We start from the raw sequence: 20,187 nt of genomic DNA, 5'->3' as shown, positions 1-20,187 counted from the left end.
CATGCGAGAACAGACTCCTTTGTATTTATTTGTGTTGTGGTGATTCAAATATAACACAAAAATCTGTTCTCGTATTTTTTATTTATACTGGTGTAACACATGTATTGTAATCCTACAACAGGGAATCGTATAGTTTGATATTTCCTGTTGACTAAGGTGGGAAGTTTGCATATACTATAAGTAGGTAAAGAGATTTGCCTGGGGTGTGCTGACACCTTAAAAATCTGACATATAAACCGTATATAAAAGGACGGTCGGTTGGGGAGCAACAGAAAAACTCCACATTTATGCCGCATATAAAAGGGCGGCCGGTTGGCAGACAACAGAAAAATCAGCATATATCAAAAACAAGAGGTTGCCCGGGAGGGCAGCCTTTTTGTGACATGGGGATAATAGGATGAAGTACGATAAAAAACAGGCGCTAAATATTATTGTAGCAACTGCTGCAAATTATAAGGAAAAATTAGAGGATAAGCATTTTCTTATTATATATCAATCAGAAAAAGGGATTCAGTATATACAGGCAGGGTTCAGAAGCAGCCATTTTTTACATATGACAGGCGCGGAAACCAAATTGACGGCACAGCGGTTTTATGAAAGATGTATTGATGGGAAATTGGCCGCCGGGGATTTCGAACTTGATTCCAAAGGAAATGCGCAGAGAAAATTGGAAGTGCTTCCTTATGTCCCGGAACTTTTATACAATAACTGTATGATTGGAAATTTTATTAACAGTGGAATATATATCAGGGCAGATTATTTTGTTGGAAACACAAAAGCAGTATTGAGTGTGGGATTTCGTTTTGGCAAAAAAGTTGACTATCCGGTTACCTTATATAATGAGGACATTAGAAAATTATCAAGCCCGACTTGTAAAGTTCTTGCTATTTTCAGGAAGAGGTTTGATGATGGGTTTTATGGAAAATGCACTTATTTGTCTAAAGGGTTACAGGCGGAAAAGCTGCCTGTTCCAAAAGAACTTAAAGGATTCCTGAAAGTGTAAATTGAATAAAGTCCATGTATATATTGCAATGTACTGCTCAGCCATAATCTTCATCTGCAGTCCGGAAGAAATCTTTGAGATCTGCGTGGAAAACCTCTTTCATGGCCAGAAGCTCCTGCACACTGATATTCTGAATACCTGCTTCTATTTTTGCATAGGATCCCCTTGTAAGGCTGCAGCCTAAAAGCTGCAGCTTTGCTATTGTCTGTTCCTGCGTAAGGCCGCAGGAATTGCGGAGAGTGCGTATATTGGCACCCAGAGAAACATCGTGTTTTACTTTCTGCATAAAAACTACTCCCTAGTGTTTAGTTCAGCCTCCGCCGCCATTTCCTGCCCGCCTTTTAAATACTCCTTAAGGCTGTGTCAGCCATAGCTTCCGATTCCATAAGGACACTGCAAAGTGACCTGCCTCATGTATGAGACTTATGCAAGACTCACCATATTATTCATTTACTTCAAATAAAATAATTATTCGGCAAATGGTTCCCAAGAGACTCGGATGGCGGGTGGAAAATGGAGACGGAGGCTGAACTAGAAGCTCCCGATCTCATTATTGGTATATATTATTGATTTTATTAAAAAAGTAGGATATAATTGCTCTATAATTAGAGCAAAAAGAAGATGTGCCCGGGAAAGGTGTTGGAATGATTGAAAAGGAATTATGTGCTTTAACAAAACAACTGATGCTTACCTGTATGGGCGGTCGTAATCTTGATAAAATACAGGAAATTACCGGGTTTTTCACAAATAATGCCGTGGTGATCGGAAGCCGCTCTGACGAATTCTATACATCTGTAGAACAAATAGAAAATGCACTGAATAATGATAAATGGAAAGAGGGCCGGAACTATATCTGCAGGCCTGTGAAAGAATGGTTCCAATGCATTCCATTGTCTGAAAAAGTCTTTCTGGTATGCGGGAATATCAGGCTTGAAATGATTTTTGGCTCAGGGGATGCAGGTGAGGCCGCACAGGACTACAGAGCCGGGCTGTCGGAGGCTGATGTCAGAGTCAGCGTGGTATGGAAGCTGGAAAAGGAACAGATTCATGCCTTACATATCCATTTTTCCCTGCCGGAGGAGGATTTCCTGCCATGCAGGGCGGAAGACCTGACAGGCACAGCCGCTGATGAATATCATGGCAGTGTGGACCGCAAGGAGGCAGCTTATTACAAGAAACTTTCGGAACGGGATTTGATGACCGGCCTGTATAACAGAGGAAGTTTTGAAAAATATGTGAAGCTGCAGCTTAATGAAGTCGGCGGCGGCACTTTTTATATGATTGATCTGGATGATTTCAAGGCGGTTAATGATACCTACGGACATGTGGCCGGGGATCGGGTGATTGCAGGTATGGCAGGAATCCTCAGAGAGGTATTCGGGGAATCGGCCGTCATAGGGAGGTTAGGCGGTGATGAATTCGCCGTTTTTGAAAATGGCAGCAGCTCAAGAAAAGAATCGGAGGAAAAGGCCAGGAGGGTCATGCAGGCATATCGGCTCATGTCGGAAAAATACGGGAATGAAATCCTGCTGAGCTGTTCCATCGGCCTTTACCGGGAAAAAGGAAAGGAAACCTTCGAAAATTTATATTCCTGTGCGGATGAAGCGCTTTACTTTTCAAAAAACAGTTATAAAGGGACTTTTCACTGGTATTACCGTCAGTGCAGAACATAACAGGTCTGCTGCTGACGGTTCTTTATTTCTGGAAAGATTTATGGTAATATAAGTTAATGCTGTGCAAAGCAGAACTTTAACGGCCATTTTGATTGGAGGTATTATGAAAAAGAAAAAGACGGACAGTGCTGTAATTATCTACATCTGCCTGGCCGCATTGCTTATTCTTGCTATCCGGTATTTTGATGATATCGCAGGAATGGCAGTCAATTTGTGGAATGTATTCTTTTCGCTTGTCCTTGGAGCGGCGGTGGCGTATGTGCTCAATATTATCATGGTGCGTGTGGAGCGGTTTTATTTTCCGGGTTCCCGTAATAAATGGATTAATTCCAGCAGAAGAGGCGTGAGCATCCTTCTTTCCATTCTGCTTGTGATGGGAATTATCGCGCTGATTGGAGGACTGGTCCTTCCTGAGCTGGGAAAAGCGTTCGGAGTGATCGGCCGGAATGTTCCGGTCTTTTTAGAGGAAGCCGCCGGATGGCTTGAGAAAAACAATGCCATGAACATCGCGGCGGGTATCAAGGACGTGGACTGGAACAGCATGATGGACAGGGCTGTGGACTTTGCAAAATCGGGCCTTGGGGATGTGCTGAATTCCACAATAACCGCGGTGGGCGCTGTGGTTGGCAGTGTTGTGAATTTTTTTATCGGGCTGGTATTTGCCATTTATATCCTTTCCGGCAAAGAAAAGCTGCGTTCGCAGGCGGGGAGAATCCTGCGTGCCTATGTAAAAGAAGATACGATTATAAGGTTAAGGAATATTTACAGGACTGCGGATGAGACTTTTTCCAGTTTTATTATCGGACAGTGTACGGAGGCCGTAATTCTGGGTACACTCTGTACTGTAGGGATGCTGCTGCTGCGTTTCCCCTATGCGCCCATGATAGGCGCGTTTATTGGGGCGACAGCTCTGATTCCCATTGTAGGAGCTTATCTGGGAGCCGCTGTCGGGGCGTTTATGATTCTCACGGTAGATCCTCTGAAGGCGCTGCTGTTTATTATTTTTATTGTAGTTCTCCAGCAGCTGGAAGGCAATCTGATTTATCCTAAGGTAGTGGGTTCTTCCATCGGCCTTCCGGGAATTTGGGTGCTTGCGGCTGTTACGGTGGGCGGCGGACTGGGCGGTATAGGAGGAATGCTCCTTGGAGTCCCTGTTGCGGCGACCGTATATAAGCTTATCCGCAATGATGTAAACAGGAGAAATCAAAGCGAAAAAAAGATTCCGGTTGAGGGGGCAGCATCTGCAAGGCAGAACGGAAAGCAGAAAGGAAGATAGCAGATGAAAGGGAAATACAAAAGACTGGTGGTCAACCGTATTGTGGTTACGGTTGCGCTTATTTTGCTTCAGATCCTCTGGATTGTTTTTATGCTGGAGGAGCTTGCGAAATATTCCAGTTGGATAACAACAGCTTTTACGGTACTCAGTATTGTTATTGTTTTGTATATTATAGGAAAAGATGATAATTCGGCTTATAAAATCGGCTGGATTGTATTAATTATGGTGCTGCCTTTGTTCGGCGGCCTGCTTTATCTGTTCTCGGGTGATAAAAAGCCTTCCCGCGGGATGCGCAGAAAGCTGAATGAGCAGCACGAACTGTTTAAGGAAAGCCTGCTTCAGGAAGCTGAAATACAGGATCGCCTGGGCAAGGTTCACGGACGTGCGGCGGGGACCTTTGATTATGTGAGGCGGGTGGGTGATTTTCCCGTCTACGGAAATACCGATGTTACCTATTATCCCAGCGGGGAAGAAATGTTTGTGGATATGCTGGATGAGTTAAGGGCTGCCAAACATTTTATCTTTGTGGAGTATTTTATCGTTTCCGAAGGGGAAATGTGGGAAGAGGTTCTGAAAATTCTGAAGCAGAAGGCGGATGAAGGCCTGGATGTCCGGATGATATATGATGATATGGGTTGCGTGACCCTGCTTCCGGGCGGCTATTTCAAATGGCTGGAGAAATGCGGGATTAAATGTATGGCCTTCAATCCGGTGATTCCGTTCTTTTCCCTGGTCATGAATAACAGAGATCACAGGAAAATCCTTGATATTGATGGGCATACCGCCTTTACCGGAGGGATCAACCTGGCCGATGAATATATTAACAAAAAGGTGCGCTTCGGTTACTGGAAGGATACCGGGGTAAGGCTGAAAGGCGAGGGCGTATGGAACTTTACGGAGATGTTTCTGGAAATGTGGAATGCTTTCCGGAAAGAGGATACGGATATCAGCTGCTTCAAGCCCCATGTGTACCATCCGGAACCCTTTGAGGGAGAAGGCTTTGTACAGCCTTATACCGATTCTCCTCTGGATAATGAAACAATTGCAGAAAATGTGTATCTGGATATCCTGAATCAGGCGAAGAAATATGTCTACATATTTACGCCGTATCTTATTGTGGATGACGTGATGCGCAATGCCTTGTGCATGGCTGCCAAGAGGGGAGTGGATGTGAGAATTGTCACACCGGGAACACCGGACAAGCCCACGATCTTCCGTCTCACCCGTTCCAATTATCCTCCGCTTTTAAGAGCAGGGATCCGGATATATGAATATACTCCCGGCTTTATCCATGCAAAAAGCTATATCAGTGATGATGAATTCGGTGTCGTGGGCAGTGTGAACATGGATTTCAGAAGCCTGTACCTTCATTTTGAATGTGCGACCCTCTTATACCGGACAAGCGGGCTGAAGGAACTGAAGAAAGACAGCCTGGATACGATTGAGGTGAGCAGGGAGATTACGCTGAAGGACTGCAAGCAGGGCATTATAGGCGGCCTGTTTGATTCCGTGCTCCGTGTCTTCGCTCCATTATGCTGAGGAATCGTAAAGTGTACCGGGAAAAGAACAGGGCGGCGTTGACAAGGGAAAAAATTAAATTTATAATAGGATAGATTAGCGATTTTGGAGGAAAGAAACGTGAATAAATACGGAGTAAATGAACTGAGGAAGATGTTCCTGGACTTTTTTGAAAGCAAGGGCCATCTGGTGATGAAAAGCTTCTCTCTGGTGCCCCATAATGACAACAGCCTACTGTTGATCAATTCCGGTATGGCGCCTCTGAAGCCTTATTTTACAGGGCAGGAAATCCCTCCCAGGAAGAGAGTGACCACCTGCCAGAAATGTATCCGTACCGGTGATATTGAGAATATCGGAAAGACGGACAGGCATGGAACTTTTTTTGAGATGCTGGGCAACTTTTCCTTTGGTGATTATTTCAAGCATGAGGCTATTGCCTGGTGCTGGGAATTTTTGACCGAAGTGGTCGGACTGGATCCGGACAGGCTTTATCCTTCCGTATATCTGGATGATGATGAGGCTTTTGATATCTGGAATAAGGAAATTGGTATCCCTGCGGAGCGTATTTTCCACTTCGGCAAGGAGGATAACTTCTGGGAGCATGGTTCCGGTCCCTGCGGCCCCTGTTCCGAAGTCTATTATGACAGAGGGGAAAAATACGGCTGCGGAAAGCCGGGCTGTACGGTCGGCTGCGAATGTGATCGTTATATTGAAGTATGGAATAACGTATTCACCCAGTTTGACAATGACGGGCACGGCAATTATACCGAGCTGGATCAGAAGAACATAGATACCGGCATGGGGCTGGAGCGTCTGGCGGCCGTAGTGCAGGATGTGGATTCCATTTTTGATGTGGATACCATCCAGGCGCTGCGGAACAGAGTATGCGAGCTTGCCGGAAAGACATATAAGGAAAACCATGACTGGGATGTTTCCATCCGTATTGTGACGGATCATATCCGTTCCGCCACCTTTATGATTTCGGACGGCATCATGCCTTCCAATGAAGGCAGGGGCTATGTCCTGCGCCGTATCATCCGCCGCGCGGCACGTCACGGAAGGCTTCTCGGAATTAAAGGGGATTTCCTGGCAAACCTGAGCCATACCGTAATTGAGGGAAGCAAGGACGGCTATCCGGAGCTGGAAGAGAAAAAAGACTTTATTTTCAATGTGCTGACACAGGAAGAAAGTAAATTTAATAAAACCATTGACCAGGGCCTGAGTATTCTTTCCGATATGGAAGATACTATGATGAAGGAAGGGAAGACTCAGCTGTCAGGCGAGGATGCCTTCCGCCTTTACGATACCTATGGTTTTCCTTTGGATCTCACGAAGGAAATTCTGGAGGAGAAAAACCTTACCATCGATGAAGACGGTTTCCAGGCTGCCATGAAGGAGCAGAAGGAAAAAGCCCGCGCTGCCAGAAAGGTCACCAACTATATGGGCGCGGACGTTACGGTTTATGAATCCCTGGATCCGGCAATCAGTTCGGAATTCGTAGGCTATGATAAGCTGGTATGGGAATCGGAGGTCACAGCCATGACAACGGAAGAAGCCGTGGTTGACGCCCTTACGGACGGAGAAAACGGAACCATTATTGTTTCCCGGACTCCTTTTTACGGAACCATGGGCGGACAGTGCGGCGATACCGGTGTGATCCGCTGTGCCGACGGTGAATTTGAAGTAAAGGATACGGTTCATCTGGCCGGAGGCAAGATAGGCCATATCGGCAGGATGACCAAAGGAATGATTAAAAACGGGGACAAGGTGGAACTTGCCGTAAACGCGTCGGAAAGAGCGGCTACCTGCAAGAACCACAGTGCAACCCATCTGCTTCAGAAGGCTCTGCGTACAGTGCTTGGTTCCCACGTGGAACAGGCAGGATCCTATGTGGACGCAGGCAGGCTTCGTTTTGATTTCAGTCATTTTTCCGCAATGACCCAGGAAGAGCTGGACAAGGTGGAAAAGATTGTCAATGAGGAAATCGCAGCCCATCTTCCCGTGCAGACCTCTGTCATGACTCTTGACGAGGCGAAGAAAACAGGCGCCATGGCTCTGTTCGGGGAAAAATACGGCGACAGCGTACGTGTGGTTCAGATGGGGGATTTCTCCACAGAACTCTGCGGCGGTACCCATGTGGCCAATACCGGTGACATTGCCGTGTTCAAGATACTGTCTGAAAACGGTGTTGCGGCAGGCGTGAGAAGGATTGAAGCCATAACGGGAACGGGTGTTTTTGCTTATTATAAAGAAGTGGAAGAAAAGTTAGCCGAAGCGGCCAGAATTGTAAAAGCAACTCCCGCAAACCTTGCGGAGAAGCTTACCCACCTCATGGCAGAAGTAAAACAGCTTTCCAGTGAGAATGAATCCCTGAAGAGCAAGGCAGCCAGGGAATCACTGGGCAATGTAATGGATCAGGTAAAAGAGGTCAGGGGTGTCAGGCTGTTGGCAGCCAAAGCAGATAACGTGGATATGAACGGACTCCGTGAGCTGGGCGATCAGCTGAAGGAAAAGCTGGGAGAGGGCGTAGTCGTACTCGCTTCTGAAAAGGACGGCAAAGTAAACCTGGTGGCGATGGCAACGGAAGAAGCCATGGCAAAGGGAGCCCATGCGGGAAATCTGATTAAGGGAATTGCCGCTCTTGTAGGAGGAGGCGGCGGAGGCCGTCCCAATATGGCTCAGGCTGGCGGAAAGAATCCGGCGGGAATACCTCAGGCGATTGTCGAAGTCGAAAAAGTTCTGGACGGACAAATAAAGTAACTGGTAACGGCACGGAAATAGGAAAAATGAACAAAAATTGCTGAAAATTAACGTTTTGACTCACTTTTTCATAAAATATACTTAATTTATTAAAAAAGTAGTTGACGTCCTTTCAATTTTTGGTATAATATTTCTTGTGCATTGGTATGCATAAAAAACCCAATCAGTCGTGAACTTGAAGGGACTGAAGGGAGGTCAGGTGTGAGCTATGTCTAACATTATCGTAAAAGAAAATGAGACTTTGGACAGCGCATTACGTCGTTTTAAAAGAAGCTGCGCAAAAGCTGGAATACAGCAGGAAATCCGTAAGAGAGAGCATTACGAGAAGCCCAGCGTAAGACGTAAGAAAAAATCCGAAGCGGCTAGAAAACGTAAATATAACTAAGAAAACGGAAGTCCTTGGCATTTATTACCAAGGACTTGTGTTTTATACGGTAGAGAATGCGCCGGTCCGGCAGTGGAAAGACAGCCGGGCGGGAAGCTTTCTATGAGGATGATAAGTCCGGATTATCAGAAGGGAAAGACAATATGTGGATAAATGGAATACTGGGAGCTGATGTTTGGCATCTGGTCGCGGCGTTCTGTATTTACAGTGTTCTGGGCTGGCTTGTGGAATCGATCTATATGTCAATCTGTAACCACAGACTGACTAACAGAGGATTTGCCAAAGGTCCGTTCTGTCCTATTTATGGGTTCGGAGCACTTGTCGGTTATTTTTTGCTGCGTCCTTTTGCCGGGAATCCGGTGCTGCTGTATTTGACAGGAGCTTTTATTGCCACGGTATTTGAATACCTGGTCGGAAGAGCCATGCTGCGTATATTCGGAGAGGTATGGTGGGATTACAGGGAGAAGCCCTTTAATTATCAGGGCATTGTCTGCCTGGAAAGTACGATTGCCTGGGGATTTTATGCGGTCATTATTATTGGATATCTGCATAAGGCCGTAATGAATATGGCTACATGGTATACATATGGACCAGGGCTTTGGGTGCTCAGGATTATTATTATATTATTTACGATTGACTTTTTACATCAGTTTCTGTCTGCGCTTCACATTAATGTGATGGAGCAGAGAGACAGGCTGATGGAAAAATACGAGGAATTTAAGGCCAGATGGTATTAACTCTGACGTATAAGGCGGGGACCTTCAGGCCCCTGCCTTTCTATTGTTCAGAATTGGCAGGAATTTCCGGGAATATGGAACAAATGGACATTGGTACAGAAGAGCAGGAGGAAAGTTACAGATGAACTGGAAGAAAAGAATTGTCAGCCTCGTATTGGCGGCTGTCATTGGTGTTGGAACATTTTTATCTTCGGGTGTGGAAGCGGAAGCAGCCGGAGTGATAGGCAAGGGGATCGATGTATCCAAATACCAGGGGGCTATTAACTGGAGCGCAGTGGCGGCAGATGGCTACAGCTTTGCGTTTATAAAGGTGGGAAGCGCCAAAAGCGGCCTGGATCCTTATTTTGCGGCGAACATGGTGGGCGCTAATGCCGCCGGGCTGAAAACAGGCGTTTATCTTTATTCCTATGCGACAACGGTAGAAGCGGCCATGGCGGAGGCCCAGTTCACGCTGGCGGCCATCGCTCCCTTTACGGTGAATATGCCGGTTGTATTTGACCTGGAGGATGCGGTACATAAATCTATGACGCCGGAACAGCTGGCTGCGCTTACCGTAGTTTTCTGTACCATTATCCAGAGTGCGGGTTATTACCCCATGGTGTATTCCAGCAAAAACTGGCTGACACAGCGTATCGGGCCTGTTCCCTTCGATGTTTGGGCTGCCCAGTATGCGGATGCCTGTGAATATCCGAATCCGGCCTTCTGGCAGTTTACCAGCAGCGGTACGGTAAACGGCATTCAGGGAAGAGTTGACCTGAACTTCCAGTTTAAGGATTATTCTAATATCATTATCCCTTATGGTTTTACCACAAGGGGAGGCAAGACCTATTTCTATAACAATTACCGTATGCAGTACGGCTGGGTTGATTATGAAGGCAACCGTTATTTCATGAATGCGGACGGTACCCTTTATAATAACGGCTGGCTGACAGACGGTGTGAATACGTTCTATATGGATACGAAGGACGGCCATATGCTCCGTGATTTGGTGACGATCCAGGGCAAGAATTATTATTTCGATGTCAACGGCTTCATGCAGAAGGGCTATGTTACCATTGCTGGCCTCACCTACCTGTTCGGTGCGGACGGTTCCATGCAGTATGGCTGGTTTACTGATGAAAAGGGTGTTCGCTACTTCCAGGAAGACGGCAGCATGGCTATGAACAAAACGCTGGTACTTGACGGAAAGACTTATGTGTTTGATGCTTCCGGCTATGGACAGGAAGTGGTTGCTCCGGATATTGATCTGACCGGTGTGGATCCTTCCACGTGGGTACTGGATCCGGCAACAGGCAATATGATTGACACCGCTACAGGACTTCCTGTGGATCCGGCGATTGCGGCTGCTGTAATCGCGCAGGCACAGGCGGCAGCGGCGCAGTAAAGCGATGGCGCGGCAGCCCGAGAAAAGCAGCTGTTCCGATTTGCCGGCTATTAAGCCATTAATAATACGGACTGTCCGGAAGGCGATCATGCCCTCCGGCGGTCCGTTTTTGTGTCGGAAGCCCGATTTGTGCAGGGACATGCCCAAAATCTGCCGAATACCGGAAATTAAAGAACACTCCAGGAATAATCCCCACGCACGTACATAAAATGTGTTATAGAACTTATGTGGAGGGGAGTTTCCCTTATGAATTGTGTGAAACAAAAGGCAATAGCGAAAAAGCTTATTTCCTTCATGCTGGTCATATGTCTGATAGGAATGCCGGAAATAAAAGGATATGCCCAGGAAGGGGCCCCGGTGTCCATTTCGGCGCCTTCCGCCATTTTGATGGAAGCATCCACCGGGACGGTGATATATGAGCAGAATGCGGATGCTTCCTGTTCCCCGGCAAGTATTACGAAGATTATGACGATGCTTCTTATTTTTGAGGCTTTGGACAGAGGGGACATAAAGCTGGAGGATGAAGTGATGACCAGTGCCCATGCCCAGTCGATGGGAGGCTCCCAGGTGTTTCTGGAGGAAGGTGAAATGCAGACTGTGGACACCATGATCAAATGTATCGCGGTGGCCAGCGGGAACGATGCGGCGGTAGCCATGGCGGAATTCATCGCAGGAAGCGAGGAAGAATTTGTTTCCCGCATGAATGAAAGGGCGGAGCAGCTCGGCATGCAGGGGACACATTTTGAGGACTGCTGCGGCCTGACGGATTCGGATAACCATTACACTACCGCAAGGGACGTCGCAGCGATGTCAAGGGAACTGATAACCAAACATCCTGCCGTTTTTAACTATACCATGATCTGGATGGAAGATATTACGCACAATACGGCCAGGGGAAGTTCCACCTTTACCCTGTCCAGCACCAACAAGCTGCTGAAGCAGTATCAGTGGACCACAGGCCTGAAAACCGGTTCCACGAGCAAGGCGAAGTACTGTCTTTCCGCAACGGCCCGTAAGGATGATATCGACCTGATAGCCGTGGTGATGACGGCACCGGATTATAAGGTCCGTTTCAGTGACGCGGCCACCCTGTTGAATTATGGCTACAGTGTCAGCGCCCTGTATAAGGATGAAAATAAGGATGCGCTGCCCCGTCTTATTGTGGACGGCGGCGTGGCGGAGGATGTGGGCCTGGTTTACAAGGAAGGATTTTCCTATCTGGATGTGAAGGGAAATGACCTGAGCGCGGTGGAAAAAATACTGAATCTGCCGGGAGCGGCCAGAGCGCCCATAGAAGCGGGAGAAAAGGCCGGAGAAGCCGTCTACAGGCTGAACGGGGAGACGATAGGAACGGTTCCGGTCCTGTTTGCGGAATCGGTTGCAGAGGCTGTATACAAAGATTATGTTTTGAAAGTTCTGGGATATTTTCTTTTATAATGGAAGAAAATATGATATACTTCTGAAAGAAGAGACTCAGAGGCAAAGGAGTAAATAGTGATTCAGATTGTTGCAGGCCTGGCGGCCTTGGTGGTCTTATTTTTTCTCGTTGTTATCATACGGGATGTTAACCGGTTTGTTACGATAGAGTACCATATACCCTGTAAGGGGCTTAAAAGAAGTTATTGTTTTGCAATGCTCTCCGATCTGCACAACAAGCAGTTCGGGGAGCATAACAGCAGGCTGCTGAACGCTGTGGATGGCTGCAGGCCGGACAGCATCCTGGTGGCAGGTGATATGCTGACCTCACAGATGCCCGCAAACTATACGCCGGCGCTGGAGACCATGAAGGCTCTGGCCGGAAAATACCCGGTTTATTATGCTAACGGCAACCATGAATACCGCCTGAAAACAGATACGTATAAATACAAAAATGCCTATGCCGATTATGCCGGACAGCTCAGACGTGCGGGGGTTGTGCTTCTGGAAAACGGGAATGTTCTCCTTCCCGACGCGGGTATCCGGATATTCGGGGCGGAAATAGATATGGATTATTATAAAAAGCTCAGCCGCAGGGAAATGAAGGTTTCTTATCTGAACTCCCTTTTGGGACGTCCTTCCTCAGACGAATACAATATCCTGATCGCGCATAACCCGGATTATTTTAAGGCCTATGCGGCCTGGGGAGCGGATTTGGTGCTGTCGGGCCATGTGCACGGAGGGATCATGCGGCTTCCGGTGCTCGGCGGAGTGCTGTCGCCTTCACTGCGCCTGTTTCCCAGATATGACGGGGGGCTTTATACGGAGGAAAAAGCTTCCGCGGAAGAAAAAAGCCGTATGATCTTGGGAAGAGGGCTGGGAACACACACGCTGCCCGTCCGTGTATTCAATCCGGGAGAATTGATTGTGGTCCGTCTGGATCCGGAAAGAGGAAGCTGATGGCAATTGAGGTAAAGCTGCAGGTATTTGAAGGCCCGCTGGACCTTCTTTTGCATTTAATAGAAAAGAACAAAGTGGATATTTATGATATACCCATTGCGGAAATTACGGAACAGTATCTTGATTATATACGCCAGATGCAGTCCGAGGATATGAACGTAATGAGTGAATTCCTGCTGATGGCGGCTACGCTGCTGGATATCAAATGCAGGATGCTTCTCCCGAAGGAAGTGAATGAAGAGGGAGAGGAAGAGGATCCCAGGGCCGAACTGGTACAGAAACTGCTGGAGTATAAGGCCTATAAGTATATGTCTTATGAATTGAGGGACATGCAGGTGGATGCCCGTAAGAATTTTTACAAGGCTCCCACGATACCGGCGGAGGTGGCAAAATATAAGGCGCCAGTGGATTATGAGGAACTGCTGGCGGACGTTACGCTGACACGCCTTCATCAGATTTTCCAGACCTGTCTTAAGCGGCAGGAGGACAAGGTGGATCCTGTCCGCAGCCATTTCGGCAGGATTGAACGGGATGAGGTCAACATCGATGCCAAGGCCAGTTATGTGGCCGGATACATAAAGAGCCATAAAAGAATGAATTTCAGGGAGCTTCTGGAAAACCAGGGGAGCAGGATGGATGTGATAGTCACTTTTCTGGTGGTTCTGGAGCTTATGAAGACAGGCGCTGTTTTTGTGGAACAGGAATCCATAGAGGATGATATTATTATAACGACCAAAGAGCTTCCGGAAGGGGAGCTGGAATTTCACGGACTGACATCTCTGGGCGAAGGCGGCGGGACAGAGGCGGAAGACGTGGACGGAGAGGAGAAATAGGATGGAGCGCAGACAGCAGGAGGCTGCCATGGAAGCGGTGCTTTTTGCTATGGGGGAATCCGTGGAGATTGGCAAGCTGGCTGAAGTGATAGAGGAAGACGAAGATACTGCAAGGCAGATCATTAACGAAATGAAAGAAAAATGGGAAAAGGAGGGAAGAGGCGTATCCATTGCGGAATTTGAGGATTCCTTCCAGATGTGCACGAGAGGGGATATGTATGAATACCTCATAAAGGTGGCAAGTACTCCCCGTAAATATGTGCTCACGGATACCCTTCTGGAAACCTTATCCATTATTGCTTATAAGCAGCCTGTAACCAAACTGGATATCGAAAGGATCCGTGGGGTTAACTGTGACCATGCGGTGAACAGGCTGATTGAATTCGAACTGGTCACGGAGCTGGGAAGGATGGATGCGCCAGGAAGGCCCCTGCTTTTTGGGACAACAGAGCAGTTCCTGCGCAGCTTCGGGGTGAAATCACTGGAGGAACTGCCGGAACTGAATGAAATGAAGCTGGAGGAATTTAAGGTGGAGGCCGAGGAAGAAGCCAGTTTGCAGCTGCATTTATAATGTTGCTGCTATGTATTTGCACGGCCCGGGCAGTAAATGCGCAGGCCTGTCCCAACTGATATGTTTCCAGGGCCGCCTGAGCGGTCATAGGAAAACAGCCGCGGTGTATGGCGGCTGCAATAAACATGGTGCCCGAAAGAGGCACGCACAAAAGGAGGAGAAGGTATGATAGGTTACATCATTGCCGGAGCAGTCATCATTTTAGTCATTGCTGTTTTATTTTCCGGGTACAAGAAAGCACCCCCGGATACGGCGTTCATTATTTCGGGTCTCCGGAAGAAAATCATTATCGGGAAGGCCAGTGTAAAGCTTCCTTTCTTCGAACGGATGGATAAGCTGAGCCTGAAGCTGATAGCCATTGATGTGAAGACTACCAATGCGGTCCCCACAGCGGATTATATCAATATCCAGGTTGATGCGGCGGTAAACATTAAAATCAGCAGCGAGCCTGATAAACTTGCCGTGGCGGCAGAGAACTTCCTGAATCAGAATACCCAGTATATCGCAGCGATTGCCAGAGAAGTACTGGAAGGCAATATGCGTGAAATAGTGGGACGTATGCGCCTGGAAGAAATGGTGAGCGATCGCCAGAAATTCGCCAACCTGGTAAAAGAAAATGCGGAGCCGGATCTGGCGGCAATGGGACTCGATATCGTCAGCTTCAATGTACAGAATTTTTCCGATGGAAACGGCGTAATTGAAGATCTGGGAATCGATAACATATCCCAGATTAAGAAAAAAGCGGCCATTGCCAAGGCGGAAGCGGAAAAGGAAATCGCTGTTGCCAAGGCGGATGCAGACCGTCAGGCGAATGACGCCCGGATCAATTCGGAACGTGAAATTGCCAAGAAAAACAACGAGCTTGCCCTTCAGAAGGCTGAACTGAAAAAGCTGGAGGATACCAAGAAGGCGGAAGCGGACGCTGCATACAGCATTCAGCAGCAGCAGCAGAGAAAAACCATCGAAGTGGCTACCGCAGAGGCCAGCATTGCCAAACAGGAAAAAGAAGTTATCCTGAAGCAGCGTGAGGCTGAGGTACAGGAGATGGCGCTGGACGCACAGGTAAAGAAGAAATCCGAAGCCGACCGTTATGCCCGTCAGCAGCAGTCTGAGGCTGAACTGTATGAAAGACAGAAGAGAGCGGAAGCGGAGAAATTCGAAACCGAAAAAACAGCTATGGCAATGAAGGCCACGGCAGAAGCGCAGAAATTTACCAAGGAGCAGGAAGCAGCAGGTATCCGTATGGTCGGTGAAGCGGAAGCGGAAGCTATCCGGGCAAAGGGTATCGCAGAGGCGGAAGCCATGGAAAAGAAGGCGCTTGCTTATCAGAAATACAACAATGCCGCTATGGCGGAGATGATGATCAACGTGCTTCCTGAAATCGCAGGAAAGATTGCCGAGCCTCTTTCCCAGATCGACAAGATCACTATTATCGGAGGCGGAGACAGCAATGGTGTGGCTTCGGTGGCGGATAACGTTCCCGTAGTCATGTCCAAGCTTTTTGAAACGATGAAGGATACGGTGGGAATAGATATGGCGGAAATCGTAAAGGCAGGAACCTATGATGCCAAGGTGAACCGCAATATCAATATCAACGGTGCTTCTGAGGAAGAAACCGCCAGGCTTGCACGCGCTGTGGAAACGGCTGCGGCTGTGGATTCCATAAGGGAGTAAGGGTCTTCGGAAGGAAAGGGAAAAGTAGTGCACATAAAAACGGATACCGTTAAATAAAATATAACAATACAAAGTGAACAGGTATCTGTATGCAAATGAAATATTTTCATTCGAAATCCTTTCGTTCGAAAACCATTCGCCCGAGATTTTTTTTCACTAAAATTTATCAGGCCATGTTTCTATCCTGTGTTTTGATTCTGAGCCCGGTTGTCCTGTTTTCTGTACAGACTATTGAGGCCTGTGCACAGGAGAATGACAAAGATGGTACAACCAGTGAATTATACGCCCTGTCCGCTGTCCTTATGGATGCGGACAACGGGCGTATTTTGCTGCAGAAAAACGGGACAGAGGTGCTGCCCATGGCAAGTACCACCAAGATTATGACCTGTATCCTTGCTTTGGAGCAGGCCAATCCAGATGATTATGTTTCCGTATCCTCTTATGCAGCGGGAATGCCCAAGGTACATCTGGGAGTGAGGAAGGGAGATGTTTTCCGGCTGGGGGACCTGCTCTATTCCCTGATGCTGGAATCCCACAATGATTCTGCGGCAATCATCGCGGAGCATGTGGGAAACTGCCTCGCCGGAGGAGGCAAGCGGAGCGCGGATAATTCAGAAGAGGAAAGCAAGGAGGCTATTCTGCGGTTTGCGGGCCTTATGAATGCCAAGGCGGAGGAAATCGGATGTGCCGATACGTTCTTTGTCACCCCCAACGGGCTGGATGCCATTCTCACCTATCAGGATGACAACGGCAACGAGGTGCAAAGACAGCATTCCACCACTGCCAGTGACCTGGCCCGCATCATGAGCTACTGTATTATGGATTCTCCTAAAAAAGAGGAATTTCTAACCATTACCCGGACACCGGCTTACTCCTTCTCCGATTATAAGCTGGGTGAGGACGGACAGTGGGCCGCCGGAGGCAGACAGTTTTCCTGCAGCAACCATAATGCCTTCCTGAATATGATGGAGGGCGCGCTGTCGGGGAAAACGGGCTTTACCGGCAAAGCGGGCTACTGCTATGTGGGAGCCCTTGCCCGGGACGGGAAGACCTTTACCATTGCCCTGCTTGCCTGCGGGTGGCCGAACCATAAAAGCTGGAAATGGCATGACGCCAAGCTGCTGTATGAGTACGGACTCTCCAACTTTGAAAAAAGGAATATTTACGAAAAGGCGGATCTTTCTCCGGTACCGGTGGAAGGCGGAATCTGTGAGGATACTGTCCTGCAGGTACAGGAACAGGATATATCCCTGCTGCTTTCCGAACAGGATGAGGTACATATGGAGCTGGAGGTGCCGGATTCTCTGACGGCTCCTGTGGAGGCCGGCAAAACGGTGGGCTGGGAAACCTACTATGTGAATGGAGAGGTGTATGCCCAGCTGCCGATTACAACGGCGGAGGATGTCCTGGAGCTGACCTACCGTTATTGTCTGGATCGCATTCTGGAGCTGTTCTGGCTGTAAGGAAAGTCAGGACTGCGCTCATTCCTTCCTCCATGACGTCCGGGAGCAGCATGTTGACAGGCAGGTATGTCGAATTGCTGCTCCCGCTGTGAAAAAAGAAGGGAAAATTTACGTTTTCCATCTAGTCCTTTTTTGGGTTTCGTGTTATACTACTAAAATACGGGTGCTATGAGTACAGGCCGCAGGACGGTGGGGAGGGTTCCTGATCGGAACCACTGTTTCTGGGCAGCAGATTTCAGCCTGCAGTGCTTGTACAGCCGTAGATTAAAGTTAACTTTTTTATTAATATAAAATGGAGGGCTGAAAAATGAGTATTACTTCACAAGCGAGTCAAAGAATTACCGCTTTGCTCGATGACAACAGTTTCGTTGAAATTGGCGCTATGGTAACAGCCAGGGCGACTGATTTTAATTTGAAACAGACAGAGACTCCTTCCGACGGTTGTATTACCGGTTATGGAGTGATTGACGGCAATCTTGTGTATGTTTACGGCCAGGATGCTTCTGTATTAGGCGGCAGTATTGGTGAGATGCATGCAAAGAAGATCGCCGGCCTCTATGATCTGGCGATGAAGACAGGTGCTCCTGTAATAGGGCTGATTGATTCCGCCGGACTCAGACTGCAGGAAGCTACAGATGCTTTAAACGCATTCGGTGAGATCTATAAGAAGCAGACAATGGCTTCCGGTGTGATTCCCCAGATTACTGCAGTATTCGGAACCTGCGGCGGAGGGCTTGCATTATTCCCGGCGCTGACCGACTTTACTTTTATGGAAGAAAAGAAGGCCAAGCTGTTTGTAAACACCCCCAATGCACTTGCAGGCAATGAAATTTCCAAATGTGATACCTCCAGCGCTGCTTTCCAGAGCGAAGAAGCGGGTATCGTTGACTTTGTTGGTGATGAGGCAGCTATTCTCGGACAGATCAGAGATTTGGTATGTATGCTTCCTTCCAACAATGAAGATGACAATTCTTTCGTAGAATGTGCGGACGATCTGAACCGTGCTGACGCGTCTTTAGCTAACTGCGTGGGAGATACCTCCATCGCGCTTTCCACAATCGCTGATGATAATGCATTCGTTGAGGTTAAGGCTGCCTATGCAAAAGAGATGGTAACCGGCTTCATGAAGCTGAACGGCGTTACCGTAGGCGCTGTGGCAAACCGCAGTGAAGTATACAATGAAGAAGGCGGGAAGGCAGAAACCTTTGATGCGGCTCTTTCTCCTGCAGGATGTGAAAAGGCAGCAGAATTTATCAGTTTCTGTGATGCTTTCAATATCCCCGTCCTTTCCCTGACCAATGTCAACGGATTTAAGGCGGACAAGTGTTCTGAAAAGAAAATCGCCAAGGCAGCGGCAAAGCTTACATATGCATTTGCGGATGCAACCGTTCCGAAGGTAAATGTTATCATCGGAAAGGCATACGGAAGCGCTTATGTTGCAATGAACTCCAAGGCTATCGGAGCAGACATGACCTACTGCTGGCCGAATGCTGAAATCGGAACCATGGATGCCAAGCTGGCAGCTAAAATTATCTGCGACGGACAGGGTGCTGACGCAGTGAACGAATGTGCAAAGGAATATGCTTACCTGCAGACCAGCGCAGTTTCTGCTGCTAAGAGAGGATATGTGGATGCTATTATCGAACCCGCCGACACAAGAAAATATGTTATCGGCGCATTCGAAATGCTCTTCACAAAGAGAGAAGACCGCCCTGCAAAAAAACACGGTACAGTATAAGAAAGGATGATACTTAATATGAAAAAAAGGTTATTAGTATTAGGTATGGCTATCATCTGTATCTTCGGCATGACGGCCTGTGGCAAAGCCGCAGATGAATCTGCTGCCAATACACTTGGTATAACGGAAGAGGGAGCCATTAACTATGCAGACCAGGTTCTGGATTCCGTAAGGACCATAGTGGATCAGAATATGCAGGAACAGTATGCAGGCGATGCGGTTGTTTCCGCCGCTCTGACAAGCTGGACCTCTGCGATGGAAGACATCGGCGAATTCAAGTCCATTACGGATCACGAAGTGATTACGGACAAGGATGGGGCCACTATCAATGTGATGATAGAGGGAACCGACCACAACGCAGTTGTGGAAATCCTTTTGGACAGTGAACTGACATTGACGGGCATAACAACGAATGTACAGTATTCCTTCGGAGAGCTGATGGAAAAAGCGGCGCTGAATACCATACTTGGTATGGGAACTGTTTTTGTTGTTCTGATTCTTATCAGTCTGCTTATTTCCTGTTTTGTTTTCATTCCCAAGATTCAGGCCGCCTTCTCCGGGAAAAAGGATGAAGATACGGCGGAGCCGGAGGCAGCAGTTGCAGCACCGGTGAGTACAGCAGCAGCCGTTACAGAAGATTTAACTGATGATTATGAACTGGTAGCAGTTATTGCGGCCGCGATTGCAGCAAGCGAAGGCGCTGCATCCACAGACGGATTCGTAGTAAGAAGCATCAGACGTGCCAATACCAGCAAATGGAAAGCAAATTATTAATAAATGAATTAACAGGAGGAAT

Annotated in this window: 17 protein-coding genes; 16 read left to right on the top strand and 1 reads right to left on the bottom strand. The window is 47.8% G+C overall.

Annotation, left to right across the window (positions count from 1 at the left end):
- The first annotated feature begins 397 nt into the window (after positions 1-397).
- Positions 398-1,003: a PBECR4 domain-containing protein gene (locus BLA28_RS17635; RefSeq protein ID WP_069158345.1), complete on the top strand. Its 606-nt coding sequence runs from the start codon at positions 398-400 to the stop codon at positions 1,001-1,003.
- A 37-nt stretch (positions 1,004-1,040) separates the two neighbouring features.
- Here the strand turns inward: BLA28_RS17635 and BLA28_RS17630 are convergent, their stop codons facing one another.
- On the bottom strand, positions 1,041-1,289 hold the full coding sequence (locus BLA28_RS17630; RefSeq protein ID WP_044971057.1) for a helix-turn-helix domain-containing protein: 249 nt from the start codon (positions 1,287-1,289) through the stop codon (positions 1,041-1,043).
- A gap of 358 nt (positions 1,290-1,647) precedes the next feature.
- Here BLA28_RS17630 and BLA28_RS17625 point away from each other — a divergent pair, with 358 nt between their 5' ends.
- The 15 genes from BLA28_RS17625 to BLA28_RS17555 all read left to right on the top strand — a co-directional run bounded on the left by BLA28_RS17625 (position 1,648) and on the right by BLA28_RS17555 (position 20,165).
- Positions 1,648-2,676, top strand: coding sequence for a GGDEF domain-containing protein (locus BLA28_RS17625; protein WP_069158344.1), 1,029 nt, complete (start codon positions 1,648-1,650; stop codon positions 2,674-2,676).
- A gap of 103 nt (positions 2,677-2,779) precedes the next feature.
- Positions 2,780-3,952 (top strand): AI-2E family transporter, encoded by a 1,173-nt coding sequence (locus BLA28_RS17620; protein ID WP_009252107.1) that lies wholly within the window; start codon positions 2,780-2,782, stop codon positions 3,950-3,952.
- A gap of 3 nt (positions 3,953-3,955) precedes the next feature.
- On the top strand, positions 3,956-5,491 hold the full coding sequence (gene cls / locus BLA28_RS17615) for a cardiolipin synthase (RefSeq protein WP_009252108.1): 1,536 nt from the start codon (positions 3,956-3,958) through the stop codon (positions 5,489-5,491).
- A gap of 132 nt (positions 5,492-5,623) precedes the next feature.
- Positions 5,624-8,230 carry an alanine--tRNA ligase gene (gene alaS, locus BLA28_RS17610; protein WP_242879842.1) on the top strand — a complete coding sequence of 869 codons (2,607 nt, stop codon included), beginning with the start codon at positions 5,624-5,626 and terminating at the stop codon, positions 8,228-8,230.
- Between the two features lie 208 nt (positions 8,231-8,438).
- On the top strand, positions 8,439-8,615 hold the full coding sequence (gene rpsU, locus BLA28_RS17605) for a 30S ribosomal protein S21 (RefSeq protein WP_009252110.1): 177 nt from the start codon (positions 8,439-8,441) through the stop codon (positions 8,613-8,615).
- Between the two features lie 143 nt (positions 8,616-8,758).
- Positions 8,759-9,352, top strand: coding sequence for a putative ABC transporter permease (locus tag BLA28_RS17600; RefSeq protein WP_069158655.1), 594 nt, complete (start codon positions 8,759-8,761; stop codon positions 9,350-9,352).
- Between the two features lie 121 nt (positions 9,353-9,473).
- Positions 9,474-10,736, top strand: coding sequence for a glycoside hydrolase family 25 protein (locus BLA28_RS17595; protein WP_009252113.1), 1,263 nt, complete (start codon positions 9,474-9,476; stop codon positions 10,734-10,736).
- 246 nt (positions 10,737-10,982) lie between these two features.
- Positions 10,983-12,173 carry a D-alanyl-D-alanine carboxypeptidase family protein gene (locus tag BLA28_RS17590; protein ID WP_009252114.1) on the top strand — a complete coding sequence of 397 codons (1,191 nt, stop codon included), beginning with the start codon at positions 10,983-10,985 and terminating at the stop codon, positions 12,171-12,173.
- 57 nt (positions 12,174-12,230) lie between these two features.
- Entirely contained in the window at positions 12,231-13,112 is an 882-nt protein-coding gene (locus tag BLA28_RS17585; RefSeq protein ID WP_009252115.1) for a metallophosphoesterase, read from the top strand.
- On the top strand, positions 13,112-13,945 hold the full coding sequence (locus BLA28_RS17580) for a segregation and condensation protein A (protein WP_044968800.1): 834 nt from the start codon (positions 13,112-13,114) through the stop codon (positions 13,943-13,945). The genes BLA28_RS17585 and BLA28_RS17580 overlap by 1 nt, the downstream gene beginning before the upstream one ends.
- 1 nt (position 13,946) lies before the next feature.
- On the top strand, positions 13,947-14,516 hold the full coding sequence (gene scpB, locus BLA28_RS17575) for an SMC-Scp complex subunit ScpB (protein WP_009252117.1): 570 nt from the start codon (positions 13,947-13,949) through the stop codon (positions 14,514-14,516).
- Between the two features lie 165 nt (positions 14,517-14,681).
- Positions 14,682-16,190, top strand: a complete 1,509-nt coding sequence (locus tag BLA28_RS17570) for a flotillin family protein (protein ID WP_016359791.1) — start codon at positions 14,682-14,684, stop codon at positions 16,188-16,190.
- An 89-nt stretch (positions 16,191-16,279) separates the two neighbouring features.
- Complete coding sequence (locus tag BLA28_RS17565) at positions 16,280-17,653, top strand: D-alanyl-D-alanine carboxypeptidase family protein (RefSeq protein WP_081330107.1); 1,374 nt, start codon at positions 16,280-16,282, stop codon at positions 17,651-17,653.
- A 307-nt stretch (positions 17,654-17,960) separates the two neighbouring features.
- Positions 17,961-19,391, top strand: coding sequence for an acyl-CoA carboxylase subunit beta (locus BLA28_RS17560; RefSeq protein ID WP_069158343.1), 1,431 nt, complete (start codon positions 17,961-17,963; stop codon positions 19,389-19,391).
- Positions 19,392-19,409: 18 nt separating this feature from the next.
- A complete protein-coding gene (locus BLA28_RS17555; RefSeq protein ID WP_009252122.1) occupies positions 19,410-20,165 on the top strand; it encodes an OadG family protein in 756 nt (251 codons plus the stop codon).
- The last annotated feature ends 22 nt before the right edge of the window (positions 20,166-20,187 follow it).

Source organism: Eisenbergiella tayi (genome assembly GCF_001881565.1).
Taxonomy (GTDB): Bacteria; Bacillota; Clostridia; order Lachnospirales; family Lachnospiraceae; genus Eisenbergiella; species Eisenbergiella tayi.
This window is presented reverse-complemented; position numbering and strand designations above follow the sequence as displayed.

Coding starts and splice junctions, on each gene's coding strand:
- BLA28_RS17555 (WP_009252122.1), top strand. CDS start 19,410: ATGAAAAAAAGGTTATTAGTATTAGGTATGGCTATCATCTGTATCTTC.
- BLA28_RS17630 (WP_044971057.1), bottom strand. CDS start 1,289: ATGCAGAAAGTAAAACACGATGTTTCTCTGGGTGCCAATATACGCACT.
- BLA28_RS17600 (WP_069158655.1), top strand. CDS start 8,759: ATGTGGATAAATGGAATACTGGGAGCTGATGTTTGGCATCTGGTCGCG.
- BLA28_RS17565 (WP_081330107.1), top strand. CDS start 16,280: ATGCAAATGAAATATTTTCATTCGAAATCCTTTCGTTCGAAAACCATT.
- BLA28_RS17590 (WP_009252114.1), top strand. CDS start 10,983: ATGAATTGTGTGAAACAAAAGGCAATAGCGAAAAAGCTTATTTCCTTC.
- alaS (WP_242879842.1), top strand. CDS start 5,624: ATGTTCCTGGACTTTTTTGAAAGCAAGGGCCATCTGGTGATGAAAAGC.
- cls (WP_009252108.1), top strand. CDS start 3,956: ATGAAAGGGAAATACAAAAGACTGGTGGTCAACCGTATTGTGGTTACG.
- BLA28_RS17570 (WP_016359791.1), top strand. CDS start 14,682: ATGATAGGTTACATCATTGCCGGAGCAGTCATCATTTTAGTCATTGCT.
- scpB (WP_009252117.1), top strand. CDS start 13,947: ATGGAGCGCAGACAGCAGGAGGCTGCCATGGAAGCGGTGCTTTTTGCT.
- BLA28_RS17560 (WP_069158343.1), top strand. CDS start 17,961: ATGAGTATTACTTCACAAGCGAGTCAAAGAATTACCGCTTTGCTCGAT.
- BLA28_RS17620 (WP_009252107.1), top strand. CDS start 2,780: ATGAAAAAGAAAAAGACGGACAGTGCTGTAATTATCTACATCTGCCTG.
- BLA28_RS17595 (WP_009252113.1), top strand. CDS start 9,474: ATGAACTGGAAGAAAAGAATTGTCAGCCTCGTATTGGCGGCTGTCATT.
- BLA28_RS17625 (WP_069158344.1), top strand. CDS start 1,648: ATGATTGAAAAGGAATTATGTGCTTTAACAAAACAACTGATGCTTACC.
- BLA28_RS17580 (WP_044968800.1), top strand. CDS start 13,112: ATGGCAATTGAGGTAAAGCTGCAGGTATTTGAAGGCCCGCTGGACCTT.
- rpsU (WP_009252110.1), top strand. CDS start 8,439: ATGTCTAACATTATCGTAAAAGAAAATGAGACTTTGGACAGCGCATTA.
- BLA28_RS17635 (WP_069158345.1), top strand. CDS start 398: ATGAAGTACGATAAAAAACAGGCGCTAAATATTATTGTAGCAACTGCT.